18 protein-coding genes are annotated in these 20,285 nt (G+C 64.2%); 9 read left to right on the top strand and 9 right to left on the bottom strand.

Annotated features, from left to right (window positions below):
• On the bottom strand, positions 1-1,188 hold a 1,188-nt coding region (locus tag VGO12_RS23505; RefSeq protein WP_327515148.1), incomplete at its 3' end, for an ABC transporter substrate-binding protein.
• A 520-nt stretch (positions 1,189-1,708) separates the two neighbouring features.
• Here VGO12_RS23505 and VGO12_RS23500 point away from each other — a divergent pair.
• The 3 genes from VGO12_RS23500 to VGO12_RS23490 all read left to right on the top strand — a co-directional run bounded on the left by VGO12_RS23500 (position 1,709) and on the right by VGO12_RS23490 (position 5,121).
• Entirely contained in the window at positions 1,709-2,767 is a 1,059-nt protein-coding gene (locus tag VGO12_RS23500) for a LacI family transcriptional regulator (protein WP_327515147.1), read from the top strand.
• A gap of 332 nt (positions 2,768-3,099) precedes the next feature.
• Entirely contained in the window at positions 3,100-4,722 is a 1,623-nt protein-coding gene (locus VGO12_RS23495; RefSeq protein WP_327515146.1) for an ABC-F family ATP-binding cassette domain-containing protein, read from the top strand.
• Between the two features lie 210 nt (positions 4,723-4,932).
• A complete protein-coding gene (locus VGO12_RS23490; protein ID WP_327515145.1) occupies positions 4,933-5,121 on the top strand; it encodes a hypothetical protein in 189 nt (62 codons plus the stop codon).
• Positions 5,122-5,558: 437 nt separating this feature from the next.
• Here VGO12_RS23490 and gndA read toward each other — a convergent pair whose 3' ends face one another.
• From gndA to ccoG, 5 genes are all read right to left on the bottom strand, one after another.
• On the bottom strand, positions 5,559-6,989 hold the full coding sequence (gene gndA / locus VGO12_RS23485; protein ID WP_327515144.1) for an NADP-dependent phosphogluconate dehydrogenase: 1,431 nt from the start codon (positions 6,987-6,989) through the stop codon (positions 5,559-5,561).
• A 179-nt stretch (positions 6,990-7,168) separates the two neighbouring features.
• Positions 7,169-7,327, bottom strand: a complete 159-nt coding sequence (ccoS, locus tag VGO12_RS23480) for a cbb3-type cytochrome oxidase assembly protein CcoS (protein WP_327515143.1) — start codon at positions 7,325-7,327, stop codon at positions 7,169-7,171.
• Positions 7,324-9,615 carry a cation-translocating P-type ATPase gene (locus tag VGO12_RS23475; RefSeq protein ID WP_327515142.1) on the bottom strand — a complete coding sequence of 764 codons (2,292 nt, stop codon included), beginning with the start codon at positions 9,613-9,615 and terminating at the stop codon, positions 7,324-7,326. The genes ccoS and VGO12_RS23475 overlap by 4 nt, the downstream gene beginning before the upstream one ends.
• The gene (locus VGO12_RS23470; RefSeq protein ID WP_327515149.1) at positions 9,612-10,133 is read right to left on the bottom strand and encodes a FixH family protein; all 522 of its coding nucleotides are present in this window, start codon (positions 10,131-10,133) and stop codon (positions 9,612-9,614) included. The genes VGO12_RS23475 and VGO12_RS23470 overlap by 4 nt, the downstream gene beginning before the upstream one ends.
• Before the next feature lie 2 nt (positions 10,134-10,135).
• The gene (gene ccoG / locus VGO12_RS23465) at positions 10,136-11,710 is read right to left on the bottom strand and encodes a cytochrome c oxidase accessory protein CcoG (RefSeq protein ID WP_327515141.1); all 1,575 of its coding nucleotides are present in this window, start codon (positions 11,708-11,710) and stop codon (positions 10,136-10,138) included.
• Between the two features lie 251 nt (positions 11,711-11,961).
• On the opposite strand from ccoG, the gene VGO12_RS23460 reads away from it, so the two are divergent.
• From VGO12_RS23460 to VGO12_RS23440, 5 genes are all read left to right on the top strand, one after another.
• The gene (locus VGO12_RS23460; protein WP_327515140.1) at positions 11,962-13,440 is read left to right on the top strand and encodes a sodium:alanine symporter family protein; all 1,479 of its coding nucleotides are present in this window, start codon (positions 11,962-11,964) and stop codon (positions 13,438-13,440) included.
• Positions 13,416-14,231, top strand: a complete 816-nt coding sequence (locus VGO12_RS23455) for a helix-turn-helix domain-containing protein (protein ID WP_327515139.1) — start codon at positions 13,416-13,418, stop codon at positions 14,229-14,231. Before VGO12_RS23460 ends, VGO12_RS23455 begins: the two co-directional genes overlap by 25 nt.
• A gap of 97 nt (positions 14,232-14,328) precedes the next feature.
• On the top strand, positions 14,329-14,739 hold the full coding sequence (locus tag VGO12_RS23450; RefSeq protein WP_327515138.1) for an SRPBCC family protein: 411 nt from the start codon (positions 14,329-14,331) through the stop codon (positions 14,737-14,739).
• Positions 14,740-14,743: 4 nt separating this feature from the next.
• Complete coding sequence (locus VGO12_RS23445; RefSeq protein ID WP_327515137.1) at positions 14,744-15,097, top strand: VOC family protein; 354 nt, start codon at positions 14,744-14,746, stop codon at positions 15,095-15,097.
• A gap of 398 nt (positions 15,098-15,495) precedes the next feature.
• Positions 15,496-16,392: a hypothetical protein gene (locus VGO12_RS23440; RefSeq protein WP_327515136.1), complete on the top strand. Its 897-nt coding sequence runs from the start codon at positions 15,496-15,498 to the stop codon at positions 16,390-16,392.
• A gap of 139 nt (positions 16,393-16,531) precedes the next feature.
• Here VGO12_RS23440 and VGO12_RS23435 read toward each other — a convergent pair whose 3' ends face one another.
• Entirely contained in the window at positions 16,532-17,335 is an 804-nt protein-coding gene (locus VGO12_RS23435; RefSeq protein ID WP_327515135.1) for a helix-turn-helix transcriptional regulator, read from the bottom strand.
• Positions 17,336-17,432: 97 nt separating this feature from the next.
• Between VGO12_RS23435 and VGO12_RS23430 the strand changes: the two genes are divergently transcribed.
• On the top strand, positions 17,433-18,986 hold the full coding sequence (locus VGO12_RS23430; protein ID WP_327515134.1) for an MFS transporter: 1,554 nt from the start codon (positions 17,433-17,435) through the stop codon (positions 18,984-18,986).
• A gap of 347 nt (positions 18,987-19,333) precedes the next feature.
• Here the strand turns inward: VGO12_RS23430 and ccoP are convergent, their stop codons facing one another.
• Together ccoP and VGO12_RS23420 are read right to left on the bottom strand one after the other, a co-directional pair.
• Entirely contained in the window at positions 19,334-20,197 is an 864-nt protein-coding gene (ccoP, locus tag VGO12_RS23425) for a cytochrome-c oxidase, cbb3-type subunit III (protein WP_327515133.1), read from the bottom strand.
• A 4-nt stretch (positions 20,198-20,201) separates the two neighbouring features.
• Positions 20,202-20,285, bottom strand: an 84-nt coding sequence (locus VGO12_RS23420) for a CcoQ/FixQ family Cbb3-type cytochrome c oxidase assembly chaperone (protein WP_327495259.1), incomplete at its 5' end; no start/stop codon positions are given.

The following is a 20,285-nucleotide window of genomic DNA, read 5'->3' as shown; positions in this document are numbered from 1 at the left end:
CGGCGTGATCGACGGGTTGGCGAAGAATTCGGAGAACAGGTCCTCCTTCTGCTTCTGGCTGTCGGCCGAAAGCAGCTGGTCGGTGCCCTGGATCACGTTGCCCTTGGCAAGGATATCAAGGCCCTTCTTCATGCAGTCGTTCGCTGCCGCCAGGTCGACGTCGCCGCGCACCGGCAGCGAGCCCTTCTTGAGGTTGAACGCAACCTGGGTCTTCGGGTCGAGCAACGTCGAAGCGAGCGCTTCCTGTGCCTTCGACTTTTCCTCGTCCTTCAGAAGCGGGAAGTAGAAGGCGTCGCCGCCGGTCGAGATGATCTCGTTGACGCCGAGGCCCGGCAGGCAGGTGTAGTCCGTACCGGCCTTCTGGCCGGCAAGCGCGAATTCACCCTGCGCCCAGTCGCCCATGATCTGGCCGCCGGCCTTGCCGGTGATGACCATGTTGGTCGCCTGGTTCCAGTCCTGGACATTGGAGCCCTTGGACATGCGGCGGGCGTCGTCGGCCGCCTTGAAGACCTTGGCGATCTCGGGGCCTGCGGCGACGTCCTCGTCCTTGTCGCCAAAGACCTTCTGGAAGGTGTCCTTGCCGGCGATCGCCACCATCAAGACGTCGAAGGCACCGGCGGCCTGCCACGGCTGACCGCCGACGGCGAGCGGCACGATACCGGCCTTTTCGAGCGCCGGTGCAGCGGCAACGAATTCATCCCAGTTCTTCGGGACCTCGACGCCGGCCGTCTTGAAGGCCGCGTTCGACAGCCACAGCCACTGCCAGGAGTGGATGTTGACCGGCGCGCAATAGATCTTGCCGTCGATCGTGCAGGAATCGAGCAGGCTCGCCGGCTTGATGATGTCCTTCCAGTGCTCGCGGGTCGCGACATCGGTCAGATCGCGCATCAGCCCGGCCTGAACCAGTTCCTCGGCCTGACGGCCGTGGTTGAACTGCGTGGCGCCCATCGGGTCGCCGCCGGTGATGCGGCTGATCATGATCGGGCGGGCGGTGCCGCCGGAGCCGGCGATCGCTCCATCGACCCAGTGATTGCCGGTCGCATCGAAGGCCTTGGCGAGTTCCGCCACCGCGGCCGCTTCGCCGCCGGATGTCCACCAATGGGTTACTTCAAGATCGGCGGCGCTGGCTGCACCGAGCGGCAGGGCCACGGCGGTTGCGAGCATGGCTGCGAAAGAACGTAGTTTCATGAGTCTCCTCCCTCACTGTAACGTTACCGTAAAAAACTTAGTGCAATCGATTACAGGACGCAACACCCACCACAATCGATTTAAACAGAATCTTAAAAAACAGCCATTGCGTGCAGATGACAGAAGGCATTCGAAGCGCTTGGGATGCGGCGTGATCCGGCGAACCAATCGACCCTCAATCGCCTATAATACTGAGATTAAGCGGGTTTTCGCACACCCCCTGTCAAATTGCATTGTTCCTTGTCTCGCAGGTGCAGCAAACGGAGGCCTGGGAGTGCGATTCAACCAGGCGGCTCCATCTTTCGCACTGCAGCAACGAAAATGCTCGACATCGCGACTGTATCGTTACAGATTTGAAGCAAATTTATCCGTCCAAAGCAGCATAGCCGACAGCGACATTTCGTATATAAGGCGAGGAAGCAAGAAGGCGACGGCGCGATGGACAGGGCCGAACCGACGTGTCTGCGGCCAACCGGGCAAGGTTGGCTCAGCGCGAGCAGAGAGTGGGCGGGTGACGGCAATGGACAGCAAGACGAAAAACAGGCCGCTGACGCCGCCGCCGGATGGTGGCCGGCCGACGCTGAAGACGATCGCTTTCATGACCGGGCTCGGCATCACGACCGTGTCGCGCGCCTTGAAGGACGCGCCCGATATCGGCGCGGAGACCAAGGAACGCGTCCGCCTCGTCGCCAAGCAGATCGGTTACCAGCCGAACCGCGCCGGGGTGCGGCTTCGCACCGGCAAGACCAACGTCATCAGTCTCGTCCTGACGCTTGAGGAAGAGATCATGGGCATCACCAGCCCGATGGTCGTCGGCATCACCGAGATCCTCGCCGGCACGCCCTATCATCTGGTCGTCACACCCTATAGCGCCGTCAAGGACGCGATGGCGCCGATCCGCTACATCCTCGACACGGGTGCTGCCGACGGCGTGATCATCTCGCGCACCGAGCCGCACGATCCGCGCGTGGCGCTGCTGACCGAACGCGGCCTGCCCTTCGTCACCCACGGCCGCACCGAGATGGGCATCGTCCACCCCTATCACGACTTCGACAACGAGCGTTTCGCCTATGAGGCGGTGCGCAAGCTGGTGGCGCGTGGCCGGCGCAAGCTGGTGCTGCTCGAGCCGCCTCCGCACCTCACCTTCTATTCGCACATGCGCGCCGGCTTCGAACGCGGCCTGCGGGACTTCCAGGCGGATGCGGTCGGCTTCCACCAGACCAACATCGACCACTCGCTGGTCGAGATCCGCGACGCCTTCGAGGTGCTGATGCGCTCAGACGACGCGCCCGACGGCATCGTCTCGGGCAGCGGCTCCGGCGCGATCGCGCTGATCGCCGGGCTGGAGATGGCCAAGAAGAAGCTCGTCGAAGACTGCGACATGGTCTCGAAGTCCCCGAGCGACTTCCTGCGCTGGCTGCGCCCGGAGGTCATGACCATGTATGAGGACATCCGCATTGCCGGCCGGGAACTCGCCAAGGCCGTTATCGGCCACATCGACGGCCAGCCGCCGGAAATGCTGCAGAGCCTCAGCCAGCCGGAATTCCAGCCGCCGATCACGCGCGGTTTGCGGGCCTGAGCCGACCGGCACAATAGCGCAAGGGCTGGCGAACAGCTCTCCACCCTCATCCCTGTGCCCCGTCACAGGGATCCAGCAGCGCCGCGTCCGCGGCGCGGAAGAGTCATTTCAGCCCAAGGACTTGGGCTGACTGGATTCCTGTGACAAGCACAGGAATGAGGACCTAATACATGGCCTGCCCCTGCCATCGATCATGCCGCAGGTTATCCGGCGCCCTATGAAACGACGTGGAAACGCCCTCAAGCCTTGCTTGTGACGCAGAAACCTGCGACAGGCCGGGGCAACAAATGGGCGCGGGCGCGCCCCGCTCCTCCCTTCAGGCTACCGCAGACATGATCCGTATCGAAAATATCAGCAAGCAGCTCAGCCACCGCATCCTCTTCATCGAAGCCTCCGCCGCGCTCAACCGCGGCGAAAAGGTCGGCCTCGTCGGTCCGAACGGCGCCGGCAAGTCCTCGCTCTTTCGCATGATCACCGGCGAAGAGATCCCGGACGAGGGCCAGGTCGCCGTCGATAAGGGCATCACCATCGGCTACTTCAACCAGGACGTCGGCGAGATGTCCGGCAACAGCGCGGTTTCCGAGGTCATGAACGGCGCCGGTCCGGTGAGCGAAGTCGCGGCCGAACTGCGCGAGCTTGAAGCCGCCATGGTCGATCCGGATCGTCTCGACGAAATGGACGCGATCATCGAGCGTTACGGCGAGGTGCAGGCACGCTACGAGGAGCTCGACGGCTATGCGCTCGAGGGCCGCGCCCGCGAGGTGCTGGCGGGCCTGAGCTTTTCCCAGGAAATGATGGACGGTGACGTCGGCAAGCTCTCGGGCGGCTGGAAGATGCGCGTCGCACTTGCCCGCATTCTGCTCATGCGGCCGGACGTGATGCTGCTCGACGAGCCGAGCAACCACCTGGATCTCGAAAGCCTGATCTGGCTTGAGGACTTCCTCAAGAACTATGACGGCGCGTTGATGATGACCTCGCACGACCGCGAGTTCATGAACCGCATCATCACCAAGATCATCGAGATCGACGCCGGCCAGCTCAACGCCTATTCGGGCGACTACGGTTTCTACGAGCAGCAGCGCGCCCAGAACGCGAAGCAGCAGCAGGCGCAGTTCGAGCGCCAGCAGGCGATGCTTGCCAAGGAGATCAAGTTCATCGAGCGCTTCAAGGCGCGCGCCTCGCACGCCTCGCAGGTGCAGAGCCGGGTGAAGAAGCTCGAAAAGATCGATCGCGTCGAGCCGCCGAAGCGCCGCCAGACGGTCAACTTCGAATTCCGCCCGGCGCCGCGCTCCGGCGAAGACGTTATCAACATCAAGGGCGTGCACAAGAAATACGGCAGCCGCAGCATCTATGAGGGGCTGGACTTCATGGTCCGCCGCCGCGAGCGCTGGTGCATCATGGGCATCAACGGCGCCGGCAAGTCGACGCTGCTGAAGCTCGTCGCCGGCTCGACCGAGCCGGACGAAGGCAATGTCGCCCTCGGCGCCAGCGTCAAGATGGGCTACTTCGCCCAGCACGCCATGGACGTGCTCGACGGCGACCGAACGGTGCTGCAGCAGCTCGAGGACACCTTCCCGCAGGCGGGCCAGGCGCCGCTGCGCGCGCTTGCCGGCTGCTTCGGCTTTTCCGGCGACGATGTCGAGAAGAAGTGCCGGGTGCTTTCGGGCGGCGAAAAGGCGCGTCTCGTCATGGCGATTATGCTGTTCGACCCGCCGAACCTCTTGGTGCTCGACGAGCCGACCAACCACCTCGACCTCGACACCAAGGAAATGCTGATCAAGGCGCTGGCGGACTATGAGGGCACGATGCTTTTCGTCTCTCACGACCGCCACTTCCTCGCAGCCCTTTCCAACCGCGTGCTGGAACTGACGCCCGAAGGCATCCACCAGTATGGCGGCGGCTACACGGAATATGTCGAGCGCACCGGCCAGGAAGCCCCGGGCCTCAGGAGCTAGTCATCCACCCTCGAGCGTGCCGCGCCGGCGGCGCGCTCGGCGGCGGGTACCACCTCGCTGCTAGAGCCCCGCGCGTCCTGTCAGGCGCGCGAAGGTCGCTGCAGAGTTTTGCGTTTATGCTGCGCCCTTGCCGCCGCAGGCAAATCAAGAGCGACGCCTCAGTTCTGCCGCGCCTTGCCGCCATCGTTCGGCGATGAAAGCGTGTGGGCAATGAAGACCAAGCACTACGTGCTGCAGATTTTTCGGGCCGCCTTTACCGACCGGCTGCTGCTGATCATCGTGATGCTGATGATTGCCGCACCCTTTTCCATTCTGCCGATCAAGTCCTGTTCCAATCCGGGGCCGACGAGCGATCCCGGATCGACACCGTCAGCGCCCGCATCGACGCCTGGCCCGTGACATCGACTTCAAACGGACACCCGCCACGTAGCCCGAACCGGTCACGATCCGCTGGGCCACCGAAGCCGATCCGTATCCTCGCGTTTCGCGAGTTGGGCGCTGCGCGCCGGCGCCCAACATTTCGCGACATCCGCTTGCGCTCGGCGGAAATCGGATCCCCAAGCAGGTCCTGCCCTGCACATGCAGCCGACAGGACGCGACTCTAAATCGGTTCTCAAAAAACTAGGTGCTTGTGAGGCGTTGCCGTAGCAACAGTAAGAGCTTAGAAGGCCTGCCGCTTGAAATCGATCGGACTTTGGTCCGATAGGCGGAGGTCAAAGGTCCCATGGCCTTCGCTCAGCCGACAACCTTCAGGGCCCTGATCGCCGCGCAAGAAGACGGCCCCAACGCAAACGGGGCGACCCATGGCCGCCCCGTTTCAAGTCCTTTGTCGTACCTTAGCCGTTGAGGCCGCTGCCCCACGGGCCGTGGTGGCTGTCGGCGCCGTCGACGCGGTCGAAGCCGTGGGCGCCGAAGAAGTCGCGCTGGGCCTGGATGACGTTGGCAGTGCCGCGGCCGCGGCGGTAGCTGTCGAAGTAGCCGAGTGCGGAGGCAAGCGCCGGCACCGGCAGGCCGCCGAGAACGGCAGCCGAAACGACTCGGCGCAACGCCCCGTCGGTTTCCTTGACCATGGCCGCGAAGGCAGGCGTGACGATCAGGTTGGCGGCGTCAGGCGCCTTGGTGAAGGCTGTGGTGATTTCGTCGAGGAACTGCGAGCGGATGATGCAACCGGCGCGCCAGATCTTGGCGATGGTTGGCATCGGCAGGTTCCAGTTGAACTCCTTGGAGGCCGCGGACATGACGGCGAAGCCTTGCGCATAGGCGCCAATCTTGGCGGCCAGCAGCGCGCTTTCCAGATCCTTGATGAAGGCTGCCTTGTCGGCGACCTTGAACTCGCCGACATCAGGCAGTCCGAGGATCTTCTCGGCGGCTTCGCGCTCTTCCTTGGCGGACGAGATGCTGCGCGCCGCAACGGCCGCTTCGATCGCGGTTGCCGGAACGCCCATGTTCTGCGCCTCGATCACCGACCACTTGCCGGTGCCCTTCTGGCCGGCCTTGTCGAGGATCAGGTCGACGATCGGCTTGCCGGTGAGCGGATCGGCGGCCTTCAGCACCTTCTCGGTGATCTCGATCAGGTAGGAATTGAGGCGCCCCTTGTTCCAGGTGCCGAAGACTTCGCCGATCTCGGTCGCCGACATCTTCAGGCCGTCGCGCAGGATGCCGTAGATTTCGGCGATCATCTGCATGTCGGCATATTCGATGCCGTTGTGGATGGTCTTGACGAAATGGCCGGCGCCATTTTCGCCCAGCCAGGCAACGCAGGGGTCGTTTTCGTACTTCGCCGCGATCGAGGTCAGGACGGTCTCGACGCGCTTCCAGGACTCTTCCTTGCCGCCGACCATGATCGACGGACCATGGCGCGCGCCTTCTTCACCGCCGGAAACACCCATGCCGATAAAGGTGAGGCCACTGTCCTTCAGCGCTTCGAAGCGGCGCATCGTGTCGCGGAAGTTGGCGTTGCCGGCATCGATCATGATGTCGCCCTTGGCGAGGTACGGCTCGAGGATCTTCATCTGCTGGTCGACCGGCTCGCCGGCCTTGATCATGATGATGATCGGGCGCGGCGGGCGGATGGCGGCGACAAACTCTTCGATGGTGTCGCAGGGCACGATCTGGCCCTGAAGCTCGCCTGCTTCCGCGTAGAACTTGTGCGTCGCTTCGACGGTGCGGTTGAAGACCGCGATCTTGTTGCCTTTTTCAGCGATGTTGAGCGCCAGGTTCGAGCCCATGACGCCGAGACCGATTAGGCCGATTTCCGCCTGTGACACGTGATTGCCTCCATTGGACAGAAGCGCCGGGCGCGATCGGGATAAACGCGTCAAAGCCGGCTCTTCGAATTGAACTTCGCCGCTCGCGCGGGGCACTGTCGAAGGCCCGGGCGCGAGAAGCGACGGCGGAGGTTGTTTTGGCATTCAAATCGATTAACGACAAGCGATTCCTGACAAAATCACTTCTTTTCAGGCTTGCCGTCGCCATCGTCGAGCACCCGCCATGAAGCCCCCTCGAGATCTTCGTACTGGCCGCTCTTGAGCGCCCAGAGGAAGGCGACCAGACCGACCGCACCCAGAAACAGCGCAATCGGAATGAGATAGATCAGCGTGTTCATCCGGTGCTCCCGAGCGCCCGCAAGGTGGCTTGCGCCGGCCGTTCCGGCGCCGCTTCGGCGACATTGCCGGTGGCAGCCCTCAGACGCAAGGCATTGACGACGACGATCACCGAAGAGGTCGACATGGCGACGGCTGCAATCAGCGGCGTGGCGTAACCGAGGATGGCGATCGGGACTGCAATCACGTTGTAGCCGATCGCCAGCACGAAATTCTGCCGGATCAGTTGCCCCGCCCGACGCGAGGTGTCGATCGCCATCGGCACGGCGTTGAGCCCCTGGTGCAGGAAGACGAAGTCTGCAGCCTGCCGGCCGACATCGGCGGCCGTTGCCGGCGCCATGGAGACGTGAGCGGCACGCAGCGCCGGCGCGTCGTTGATACCGTCACCGACCATCAGCACGCGGTGGCCGCCTTCGGCAGCAGCCGCGCATTCATCCACCTTGCCGCGCGGCGTCAGTTCCGCCTTGAACCGTTCGATGCCGACGCGCGCCGCGAGGCCGGCGACGACGGGTTCGCGGTCGCCGGAAAGGATGCCGGTCGAAAGCCCGAGCCGGCCAAGCTCGTCGATGCTTTCGCGCGCGAACGGCCGCAGCCGATCCTCGAAGCGGAAACACGCAAGCGCGCGACCGTCGAGCGACAGGATCGCTTCCGACTGGCCGCTCGCCTCACCGGCATCGCCGCAGGCAAAGGCGCGGCTGCCGAGACGGTAGAGACCGGCCTCCGTCTGCGCCTCGATGCCGGCACCGGGGATTTCCCGGATGTCGCCGGCAATGACCGGCGCAAGCTTTGCAGCGTCGTGGATGGCCATAGCCAGCGGATGGCGCGAATGCACGGCAAGCCCCGCCGCCGTCAAGAGCGCCGATGGCTGGATGTCCGCCCCATTGATCAATCGTGGCTCGCCGACCGTCAGCGTGCCGGTCTTGTCGAGCAGCACCGTATCGATCTCGGCCAGCCGCTCCATGGCCGAACCGTCCTTGACCATGACGCCATTCTGGAAGAGCCGGCCGGCGGCGATCACCTGGACGACCGGCACCGCAAGCCCGAGCGCGCAGGGGCAGGTGATGATCAGCACCGCGACGGCGACCAGCATCGCATGGTGGAAATCGCCGTCGACGAACATCCAGCCGATGAAGCTCAGGAGCGCGAGCAGATGCACCGCCGGCGAATAATACTGCGCCGCCCGGTCGGCAATGCGGCGGTAGCGCGCCCTGCCCCCTTCGGCCGCTTCCATCAGCCCCATGATTTCGGCCAGCAGCGAATCGCGCGCCGCCGCCGTTGCCTCGATCGTCAGCGGTCCCGTGAGGTTCAAGGTACCCGCCTCCACGGCGTCGCCGACCTTGACCGGCGCGGGTGCGCTCTCGCCATTGACGATCGAGCGGTCGAGATCGCTGGCACCCAGGAGAATGCGGCCGTCGACGGGAATGCGCTCGCCGGCGGATATCGCCAACCGTTCGCCCGGCTTGATCTCGTCGACAGGGCGATACTCGCGGCCACCCTCGGCATCGAGCACCATGGCGCCGCGCGGCGAAAGGCGCGCCAGGCTGCTGATCGCCGAACGGGCGCGTCCGCGCATCATGTGGTCGAGGGTGCGGCCGATCAGCAGGAAGAACAGCAGCATCACCGTGCCGTCGAACCAGGCATGGGTGCCGTGGGTGATGGTTTCGTAGAGCGAGATCGAGAAGGAGAGCGTGATCGCCAGAGCAATCGGCACGTCCATGTTGGTGCGGCCGTGCTTCAGCGCGTTCCAGGCCGACGCGTAGAAGAAGCGTCCCGAATAGATCAAGGTCGGCGCGGCGATCAGCGCCGAAATCCAGTGGAAGAGGTCCCGCGTGGCGGCTTCCGCCCCCGACCAGACGGAAACGGACAAAAGCATGATGTTGGCCGAGGCGAAGCCGGCGACGGCGACGGCGCGCACCAGCTGCTTCAGCGTCTGGTCGCCACCCTCTTCGCCGGGCGCGAAGAGATGGGTCTCGTAGCCGCGCGCGCGGATGGCGCGGGCGAGCTCCTGGGGATCGGTGCGCGCACCGTCCAGCTCTTCCTTCCAGACGATCGAGACGCGGCGCGACGAAAGATTGACGCGGGCGCGCTCCACCTGGGGCAGCGTCTTCAGCGCGCCTTCAAGGGTGGTGATGCAGGCGCCGCAGTGCACGCCGGGGACGCTCAGATCGGTCTGTCGCAGCCCGCCGCCGAGCGTCCTGCTCATCAGCCAGAGTTCTTCCGACGTCGGCAATCCCTGCCCCGCCCGAACAACCTCCAGTGCCGTTTCGCTTCCCGGCGCGCAGCAGCTCATTGCCCATCTCCCGGCACGATGAAGCGGACCGCCTGGCGATAGACGACGGTATCGCCCGAGGTCGCGGTGATGTCGGCGATCCATTGGCCACGCTTCAAGGCGGTGGCGGCAACGAACACGCCCTCGCCCTGATGCGCCATCTCGACGGTGACGTCCTCATGCTCTTCCACCGGGCGCTTCAAGACAGCGACCACCTTGTCGGCGGTCATCTCCGGATTGCCCCGGCGCGTCAGCGTGTAGCGAAGCGCTTGCTTCTCGACACCGAGCTTGCCCTCAAGGCCTTCGGCGACATAGGCCTTGGCCTCTTTCACCTTGCCGTTGAACTGCTGGCTCGCGACATAGGTGTTCTGCACCACCAGCCCGCTCCAGCTGTGGCTGGCGTTCCAGGCCATGATCAGGTTGACGGTGATGATCGTACCGAAAAACAGCACCATGACGCCGAGCATGTGCCAGCCGGTGAAGGGGCGCGGCGCCTTTGGCTGTTTCACCCCTGCCTGATTGCCCCCTGCCTGGTTCATCGTCATTTCGCGGCTCCCGGGCTGTTGAAATTGGCCTTGTAGACGTCGCGCTCGCGGCTCGACGGGTCCTCGACGATCAGGCTGAAACCATCGCCCGCTTCGGACAACTTGTCCTTCGGCAGCGTCACGAACACTTTCACTGCTGTCACCTTGTCCGGATCGACGCCGATATCGAATGTGCGGCCGTCCCCCGGCGCCTGGCCGGCGATGCGCATCGTCGCCGAAGGCAGGCCGTCGATGGCAAGCGTGATGGTGCGTTGCTCGGGGATCATGTTCAAGAGCTTGACCATGTAGCCGTTGCGCACCGAACCATCGGATTCGACCACGTATTGCGGGTTGCGATCATGCAGGACATTGAGTTCCAGCCGATCGCGCGACAGGAGCGCGTAGATGAGCCCGATGCCGACCAGCGTCCAGACGCCGAGATAGAGAAGCACCCGCGGACGGAAGACGATCTTCCAGTTGAAGTGGCGCACCTTGTCGGAAAAATTGCCTTCGGCGTCGCGCACCCGGGCTGGGTCGATCGCGGCCGTACCGCCGTTGGTGGCGAGCGCCATGTTGGCGGCATAGTCGTTGAGCGTCGCGTAGGAGATCAGCCCGCGCTCGCGCCCGAGCTTGTCCATGACGCCGTCGCAGGCGTCGATGCAGAGCGCGCAGGTGATGCATTCGAGCTGCTGGCCGTCGCGAATGTCGATACCCATCGGACAGACGACGACACAAGCGTTGCAATCGACGCAATCGCCGACGCTCTCGCCGGCCGCTTGCGCCTTCTTCTGGTGGCGCGAGCGCGGCTCGCCGCGCCAGTCGTTGTAGGTGACGACAAGCGAATTCTCGTCGAGCATCGCCGCCTGGATGCGCGGCCACGGGCACATGTAGGTACACACCTGCTCGCGCATCAGCCCGCCGAAGACATAGGTCGTCGCCGTCAGGATCGCGACGGTCATGTAGGCGACCATGGGCGCCTGCAGCGAAACGAAACTTTTGAGCAGCGTCGGCGCGTCGGCGAAATAGAAGATCCATGCGCCGCCGGTGGCAATGCCGATCAGGATCCAGATCGAATGCTTCGACACCCGCTTGACCACCTTGTCGACGGTCCACGGGCCGGCGTCGAGCTTCATGCGGGCATTGCGGTCGCCCTCGATGTAGCGCTCGACCACCAGGAAGAGATCGACCCACACAGTCTGCGGACAGGTATAGCCGCACCAGGCGCGGCCGACGGCTGACGTCACCAGGAACAGCCCGAAACCGGCCATGACGAGCAGGCCGGCGACGAAGAAGAATTCCTGCGGCCAGATCTCGATGAAGAAGAAATAGAAGCGGCGGGCGGCAATATCGACAAGCACCGCCTGGTCGGGCGCATGCTCGCCGCGATCCCAGCGGATCCAGGGCGTCAGATAGTAGATGCCGAGCGTGACCAGCATCACCAGCCACTTGAAGCGGCGAAAGCTGCCTTCGGCCCGCTTCGGGAAGATCTTCTTGCGCTTTTCGTAGAGCGGCTTGCGCACATGCGCCGCATTGACCGGTTCGGCCTCGTGACGTTCGACGGAGGCTGGATTTGCGGCGGATTGAGGGTTCATTTGTGGGAAATCCCCGGATATGTCATGTATTGCGCATCGTTTTGCCCGATTTGGCGCCGGAGAACGTTGATCTGTGTCAAGTTTGCGGGCTAAAGCGCCTGCATGCGTCGAAACGCCCGGGCGGTTGAACGCAATGCCCAGCGCTTTCGCATGAAATGACCAGGCTTCCGAAGAAGTGCGCGGTCTTTCCCACCCGATCCGCACCGCGGTTCGTCACATCGCCATACCTTGCAATACCAATGAGGAACCGCATGGACACGATCATCGGCTTTCTGAACACGATCTTTTGGGGCTACGTGCTGATCTACGGCCTGCTCGCCGTGGGCATCTATTTCACGCTGCGCCTCGGTTTTCCGCAGATCGTGCATTTCGGCGAGATGTTCCGGGTCTTGAGCAGCGGCGGCTCGAAGGATGCAGCCGGCATCAGCCCGTTCCAGGCGCTGACCGTCAGCCTCGCATCGCGCGTCGGCACCGGCAACCTCGCGGGCGTCGCGGTCGCACTCTATCTTGGCGGTCCGGGGGCGACCTTCTGGATGTGGATGGTGGCGCTCGTCGGCATGGCGACGGCCTATGCCGAAAGCGCGCTGGCGCAGCTCTACAAGGTCAAGAACGAAAACGGGCAATATCGCGGCGGCCCCGCCTTCTACATCGCCCGCGGCCTCAACGCCCCCTGGGCAGCGACGATCTTCTCCGTCTGCCTCATCCTGTCCTTCGGCCTCGTCTTCAACGCCGTGCAGGCCAATTCCATCGCCGACGCCGTCCAGGGCGCCTTCGGGGTTCCGAAGATCGCCGTCGGTCTTGCGGTCGCGGCCATCTCCGGCGTCGTTATCTTCGGCGGCATCCGCCAGATCGCCCGCGTCGCCGAAATCGTCGTGCCCTTCATGGCGATCGCCTATCTCCTGACGGCGATCTACGTGCTGATCGCCAATGCCGCGATCGTTCCGAGCGTTCTGTGGACCATCATTTCCAGCGCCTTCGGCCTGCAGGAAGCGGCTGGCGGTGTGGCCGGCAGCGTGACCGCGGCCATGATGAACGGCGTCAAGCGCGGCCTCTTTTCCAACGAGGCCGGCATGGGCTCGGCCCCGAACATTGCCGCGGTCGCAACGCCCGTGCCGCACCACCCGGCCTCGCAGGGCTTCGTGCAGTCGCTCGGCGTCTTCATCGACACCATCCTGATCTGCACCGCGACCTCGGTCATGATCCTGCTTTCCGGCACGCTCGAGCCCGGCTCCGGCGTCACCGGCACGCAGCTGACGCAGGCCGCCATGAACGTGCACATCGGCTGGGCCGGCAGCTACTTCATCGCGATCGCGATCTTCTTCTTCGCCTTCACCTCGATCATCGGCAACTATTCCTATGCGGAGAACGCCCTCACCTATCTCGGCGGCGCCAACCGCCTCGGTGTCCTGATCATGCGCTCAGCCGTGCTCGCCATGGTCGTCTGGGGTGCTTCGGAAAGCATCACCACCGTCTTCGACGCGGCGGATGCCTCCATGGGCCTGATGGCGACCATCAACCTCATTGCCATCGTGCTTCTGTCCGGTACCATTGCCAAGCTGACGAAGGACTATTTCGCCCAGCGCCGGCAGGGTATCGAGCCCGTGTTCCACGCGGCCGACTATCCCGAGCTGCAGGGCCAGATCGACGGCGAGATCTGGTCGCGCGAAGAGGCGCTCGGCATGGGACGAAGCGTGGAGGAAAAGGCATGGACGGCTCCAACGGGCCGCTGACATCGACAAGGCTGAAACTGGCAAAAAAGCACGGCGTCTATCTGGAACGCGCCGCGCCATCCGCGCTGTCGGGGCATGTCGAATGCCTCTGGAGCCACGAGATGCCTGACGGGCCGGCCGCGCGCATGGCGGTCGTGCCCGACGGCTGCGTCGATATCCTCTGGTCCGATTATGGCCTCGTGGTCGTCGGACCCGACCGCACCGCTGCCTTCCCTGTCATTGCGCCTGGCGCGACGGTCGTCGGCCTGCGCTTTCGGCCGGGGGTGGCCGCCTCTTTCCTGCGCACCTCGCTTTTTGAGATCACCGGCAACCTCGTCCCGCTCGACGCCTTCTGGGGGAGGCACGCGGCAGAACTCGATGCGAGGCTGCACGAGGCCCGCGGCACGACCCAGCGCGGCGAAATTCTGGCGGAAGCGGTGCTGCAGCGCCTGGCTGCGGTCAACCCGCCGCCGAGCGATATCGCCGCTTGCCTCACCCACCTCGAACGGCATCGACAGTCAGAGGACAATCCGATCCGATCATTGGCCGCATCCACCGGCACCAGCGAGCGAACGCTTCGCCGCCGCTGCCACGAGCACTTCGGTTATGGCGCAAAGACGCTCGATCGCATCCTGCGCCTGCAGCGCTTCCTGGATACATGCCGAAGCGAGCCATCGATAAACCTCGGCGCGCTTGCCCTTGATGCCGGTTACGCCGACCAGGCGCATCTCACCCGTGAAGCCAGGGCGTTGACGTCGCTGTCCCCGGCCGAAATCCGCAGCCAGCTCAACCCTCATCGCCAGGCCGCCTGACGCGTTTCTTGCTGCCCGCGCCGCAGCCGCCTGACTGGCCGTTTCGTTCAAGACCGGATGGTTCACCCGTGCTATCCCGGAAGCAGGAGAACGAAGCATGGCAACACACGAAACGAAGATCATTCACATCACGATCGCGCGCGACTGGCGCGAGGTCTATGCATTCATGGCGGCACACGAGAAAATGCCGCTCTGGGCCTCTGGCCTGTCGTCAGGCCTGACACGCGACGGCGATGAGTGGCTGGCCGCCGGCCCGCTTGGCAACGCCCGCGTACGCTTTGCCCCACAGAACGACTTCGGCGTCGTCGATCATGTGGTGGAGCTCGAAGACGGCACCGTGGTCCACAATGCGCTGCGCGTCGTGCCGAACGGCGATGGTGCCGAGGTGATGTTCACGCTTCTGCGCCAGCCCGGCATGAGCGACGCGCAGTTTGCCGGCGATATCAACTGGGTGGCGAAGGATCTCGCCACTTTGAAAGCTCTCATGGAATCTGGAAAAGACAGGTAGGAAAATGGGTAACAAGGGCAACAACAGCCGCATCGACTATGTCGAGTTCAACGTCTCCGACATCGCAGCAGCCAAGGCTTTCTACGGCGGCGCCTTTGGCTGGACCTTCACCGACTACGGCCCGGAATACTGCGAATTCCAGGACGGCCGGCTGACCGGCGGCTTCACCACCACCGGTCCGGTCAGGAACGGCGGACCGCTGATCATTCTTTATGCCGACAATCTCGAGGACATGCTCGCCCGCGTCGAAAAGGCCGGCGGCAGGATCGTGGCACCGATCTTCACCTTCCCCGGCGGCCGGCGCTTCCACTTCGCCGATCCGGACGGATACGAGCTGGCGGTCTGGTCAGCGCAGTAAGGCTTGCACACTCGGACCGGCGGAATGAGGGCAAAGGCGACTATGTGATGGAGGTATGACTGGAGTTACAGCGCACACCTCCTCTCCTCCCTCATCTCTGTGCTCGTCACAGAGATCCAGCAGCCGTGCGTCCGCACGGCGATTGACTCTGGGTCAAGACTGACGGCTCCCGCGTTTCTCGCGCCGCCGACACGGCGCGGCTGGATTTCTGTGACGGGCACAGAAATGAGGGAAGATCTGGTGACGCCCGCGTTCCACGGTTGACCACCAAGACCGAGCCAGCAACGAAAAGGCAACGGCAAGTGCTTCGATCCGCTGTGGACACGCACGTCCGCTTTACCCCGGTTTAATCTCTGCACGCCAGAATTGCGCGCGACGAACACCGGGGCGCTCGAAGCATGGCCGACACACACGATTTCCTGAAGAACTCCGTCATCATCGGCGCCCATCCCGACGACGAATTGCTGTGGTTCACGTCGATCCTGAACAAGGTCGATCAGGTGATCATTCTTTACCGCGACATCTGGTCGGAGCCGCAGATGGGCGAAGCGCGCACGGCGGCGGTCAGGGCCTATCCGCGCGGCAACGTGCGCTTCCTCGAAATGGAGGAAACCGGTTCTTTCGACTGCGCCGACTGGACGAACCCGAAGCCCGGCCCGTTCGGCATGGAATTCGGCACCGAGGGAACCCGCCGAGAAGCCAAGCGCATCGTCAAGAAGTCGCTGTCGCAGATCATGCCCGGCAATTTCCGCCATTCCACCCGGCCGATCGCCGGGGCCTACCGCGACAATTACGAAACGCTCTATCGCACCCTGCTGCCGCTTTTGAAGCCGGACATGAACGTCTTCACCCACAATCCCTGGGGCGAATACGGCCACGAGGACCATGTGCAGGTCTTCCGCGTGCTCGACCGGCTGCGCGACGAAATCGGCTTCAAGCTCTGGATGTCCAACTATTGCACCGAGCGCTCGATGCCGCTCGCCATGCAGTATTTCAGCCGCAAGCCGCAGGACTACGTCCGCCTGCCCGCCGACAAGGCTTTTGCCGAACGGGTCGCCAATGTCTATCGCCAGCACGGCTGCTGGACCTGGCGCGACGACTGGGTCTGGTTCGACGACGAGTGCTTCATGGAGGCGCCGCAAAGCAAGCCTGAGGGCGGTGGCTTTCACCTTTTGCCGATGAACCTTTTCAATTTCGGCACTGTCGTCAAGAAGCCGGTCAACACCTCGCTGCTGCTCGGCACGGCGATTTCAAGCGTCGTGGTCGGCGCGACCATCGCAGCGGCACTGGAATAAAGAAAGCCGACGGCACCGCCCATCGCACCTGACATGCAAGAATCGCCGTAACACACTGAATCTTCGTGCGTCTCCCTTGGAAAAGCGACGATCGAATATGCGGTTGGGGCGCACCGGTGCTGCGCGCCACTGATGGCTATCAGTCTGACTGCGGCTCTAAAAAATAGACCACCATGCGAAGGTGTCGGTGCTCATCCACCAGGAGCGTCTCGTGGCGAAACGCCTGCTTCCCTGCCTTGGCCGTTGTCAGCGAGGCTATCCCACGCTGCGGCTCACCCGAAGCAGGCGCCTGCCACCAGCGCCTGAAGTCGCCAGAGAGTGCTTTCAAGTCCTCGACCAGAGCCAGCATCAACGGGTCATCCGGCGTCACCGCAAAATCATAGCGCAACTGAGCGAGGAGCTTCGGCGCTTCGGCGCGCCATTCCGAAAGCCTCAAGCGCATGAGGGGATCGGTAAACACCATCCGCAGGATATTGCGGGACTCACGCGCTAGGACGCTGAAATCGAACAGACTGTCCGCAGCGGCGTTCCAGGCGACGACGTCGGCGCGCAGGTTCACCACATAGGCGGGCCGCGTCGAAAGCTCGTCCATCATCTGCTGAACGAGGGGCGAAACCGAAACCCGCTGGTGCGCCTCCGGTGGCGGCGGTCGCCGGTGGGCGAGCAGGAACAAGTGGCTGCATTCGGCGTCGTCGAGCCTTAGCGCCCGGGCCACGTTCAACAGGAACGCCTCCGACACCTTGATGTCGCGCCCCTGCTCGAACCAGGTGTACCAGGTGAGCCCGACGCCGGCGAGCGCCGCCACCTCCTCGCGCCTAAGCCCCGGCGTGCGCCTTCGTCCTGTTACCGGCAGCCCGACATCGGCAGGCGCCAGCCGCATACGGTGGCGCATCAGGAACGCTGACAGATCGTCCTTGGTGCGGCCAAGGCTTCGGTCGCTCAAGCGGTTGCCTCCAGTAATAGGATAAATAGCAAAATTGTACCGGGATAATTCTGCCCTGAAGATGGGGCTTCCGCAACAGGCAAACCGGAGACCACCCTTGACCGCCCTGAACGAACCATCCGTTGATCCGGACTTTCAAGCACAGCCGTCCGACGTCCGCGCCGGTCCGCGCGCATGGACAGGCCTTGCCCTTCTGGCGCTTCCGACCATGCTGCTCGGCCTCGACGTCACGCTGCTTCACCTCGCGCTTCCCGCGCTCGCCGCCGATCTTCAGCCGACAAGTTCTGAGGCGCTCTGGATCGTCGACGCCTATGGCTTCATGATCGCCGGCTTTCTCATCACCATGGGCACGCTCGGCGATCGCATCGGCCGGCGCAAACTGCTGATGATCGGCGCGGCGGCGTTCGGGGCAGCCTCGGTCATGGCCGCCTGTTCCACCAGCGCCCCGATGCTGATTGCCGCGCGCGGATTACTCGGCATCGCCGGCGCCACCCTGATGCCGCCGACACTCGCATTGATCAGCAACATGTTTCAAAACCCCCATCAACGGGCGCTGGCCATCGGCGTGTGGGCGACGATGTTCGCACTCGGCATGGCCGCAGGCCCCATTGTCGGCGGCGTGCTTCTGGAGCGCTACTGGTGGGGCTCCGCCTTTCTGGTGGCGTTGCCGATCATCGGGCTGCTGCTCGTCGCAGCCCCCTTGCTGCTGCCCGAATACCGCGCCCCGCATGGCGGCCATCTTGATATCGGAAGCGTCGCGCTTTCGATCGCCGCGCTGCTGCCAATCGTCTACGGCGTCAAGCAGATCGCCAAGCACGGCCTTACCGCTGGCGCAACGTTCGCCCTTGTCGCCGGGTTGCTGTTTGCGGTGATTTTCGTCCGCAGGCAGGGCCGGATCCGCAACCCGCTCGTCGACTTATCGCTGTTTTCGAGCCGCACCTTCAGCACCGCGCTCATGGTGCTCCTGATCGGTCTTGTCGGCGTCGGCGGCACGATGCTGCTCGTCACGCAGTATCTGCAGCTTGTCGCCGGGCTGCCGCCGCTTGAGGCGGGCCTGAGAATGGGGCCGCCGGCGCTCGCCATGCTGGTCGCTGGTATCACGGCGCCGCTCCTTGCCCGGCGCCTTCATCCCGGTCCCGTAATCGCCGGCGCTCTCGCCCTGTCGGTCGCCGGATACCTTCTCCTGACGCAGCTGGACCTCGGCCTGCAAGGGGTTGCACTGGTCACTCTGTCGTTCTCGCTTGTTTATCTCGGCCTCGGCACGATTGCAGCCCTTGGAACCGACCTCGTCGTCGGCGCCGCGCCTGCGGAAAAGGCCGGATCGGCATCAGCGCTCTCCGAGGTCGTCCAGGAACTCGGCCTCGCCATCGGCATCGCCACCCTCGGCAGCGTGACGACGGCGGTCTATCGCGCGGAGATGGCCGGGCAGACCCGGAACATCGCTGGCGATATCCAGCATCGGGTGTCGGACAGCCTCGCGGGTGCCGCGTCTGTCTCGGCCAAACTGCCGGCAGGCGTACTGGAACAGGCGCAGACAGCATTCCTGAGCGGCTTCAACCTCGCGGCAACGATCTGCGCGATCGCCATCTCTATCATGGCCGTGCTGGCGGCTGTTACGTTGCGGCATGTTGGCGGCGAGACGCGGCCGTGATGACTCCCGCGCTGGAAAGAGAGGGCCGCACCCTTCGGATGCCCTGCCCTCAGCCAGCCCACCCTGCTGGTCTTGAGACTGCCCCTCACTGTCCTGCCGGACATCTTCCCCGCAGGCGGGGAGAGAGACGCTGGGCGCACCCTCTGGTTCCAAACCAGAGGTCCCAACCTGCCGCCCTGTCTGAGCAAGACGAAGACGCCGAGATGAGCGAAGCCGGTGCGGCTTGTCCCTTCTCCCCGCGCGCGGGGAGAAGGTGGCGGCAGCCGGATGAGGGGCAGCTCACCGCGCGGGTGAAAGGCACCTCACCACGCGGATGATGAGCGGCCGCCACATTACGTGACGCTGGACTACTCGCCTCCACCCAGCGAATGCACGAACACCGCGAGCTGCTTGACCGTAGTGTCGCCGAGGCGTGGCAGCCAGGCGGGCATGACGCCGTGCTTGGGGGCCTTCATCTGGGCGATGATCGCCTGCTCACTCGAGCCGTTGAGCCAGAGCGCATCGGCGAGGTCCGGCGCACCGAACTCGCGGTTGCCCTTGGCGTCAGCGCCGTGGCAGGACGCACAGTTGGTTTCAAACAGGGCCTTGCCCGGAGCGACCATCGACGCATCCGACGGCGTGCCGGTGAGGCTCACGACATAGGCCGCCGTCTGGCGGATCTCTTCGGGCTTGAGGATCTCGGCAAAGGACGGCATTTCGGAGACACGGGTGTCGTCGTCGCCGGCGTAGCGGATGCCGTGGGCGATCGTCTGGTAGATCTCCTCGGGCTTGCCACCCCAGAGCCAGTCGTCGTCGTTCAGGTTCGGGAAGCCGGCCGAACCGGCCGCGCCCGAGCCGTGGCACTGCGCGCAGTTGACCTTGAAGGCCGAGGCGCCGCCCGAAACGGCGAAGTGCTGCAGCTGCGGATCGGCCATGATCTCGGCGAGCGAGCTCGAGGCGATCTTTTCGAGATTGCCGGCCTGTGCCGCCTTGGCACTCGCAAGTTCGGCGCTGACTTCGGCGCGGCTCGAATAGCCGAGCACGCCCTTGGTCGCGTCGGTGAGCAACGGCACCGCGGGGTAGACGATCATGTAACCGACCGCCCAGACGATGGTGGCATAGAAGGTATAGACCCACCAGCGCGGCATCGGGTTGTTCAGCTCGCGGATACCGTCCCACTCGTGGCCGGTGGTCTCGACGCCGCTGATTTCGTCGACGTGTTTGTCCGCCATTATTTCAGTCCTCCTTGAGGGGGATGGCTGCGGCATCATCGGCGGCCTTCTTGGCGCCGGGCCGGAAGATGAAGGCGACGACGCCCAG

The sequence above is a fragment of the Ensifer sp. genome, assembly GCF_035999135.1.
Taxonomy (GTDB): domain Bacteria; phylum Pseudomonadota; class Alphaproteobacteria; order Rhizobiales; family Rhizobiaceae; genus Ensifer.
The sequence above is the reverse complement of the archived record's forward strand: the minus strand, read 5'-3'. Positions and strand labels throughout refer to the sequence as shown.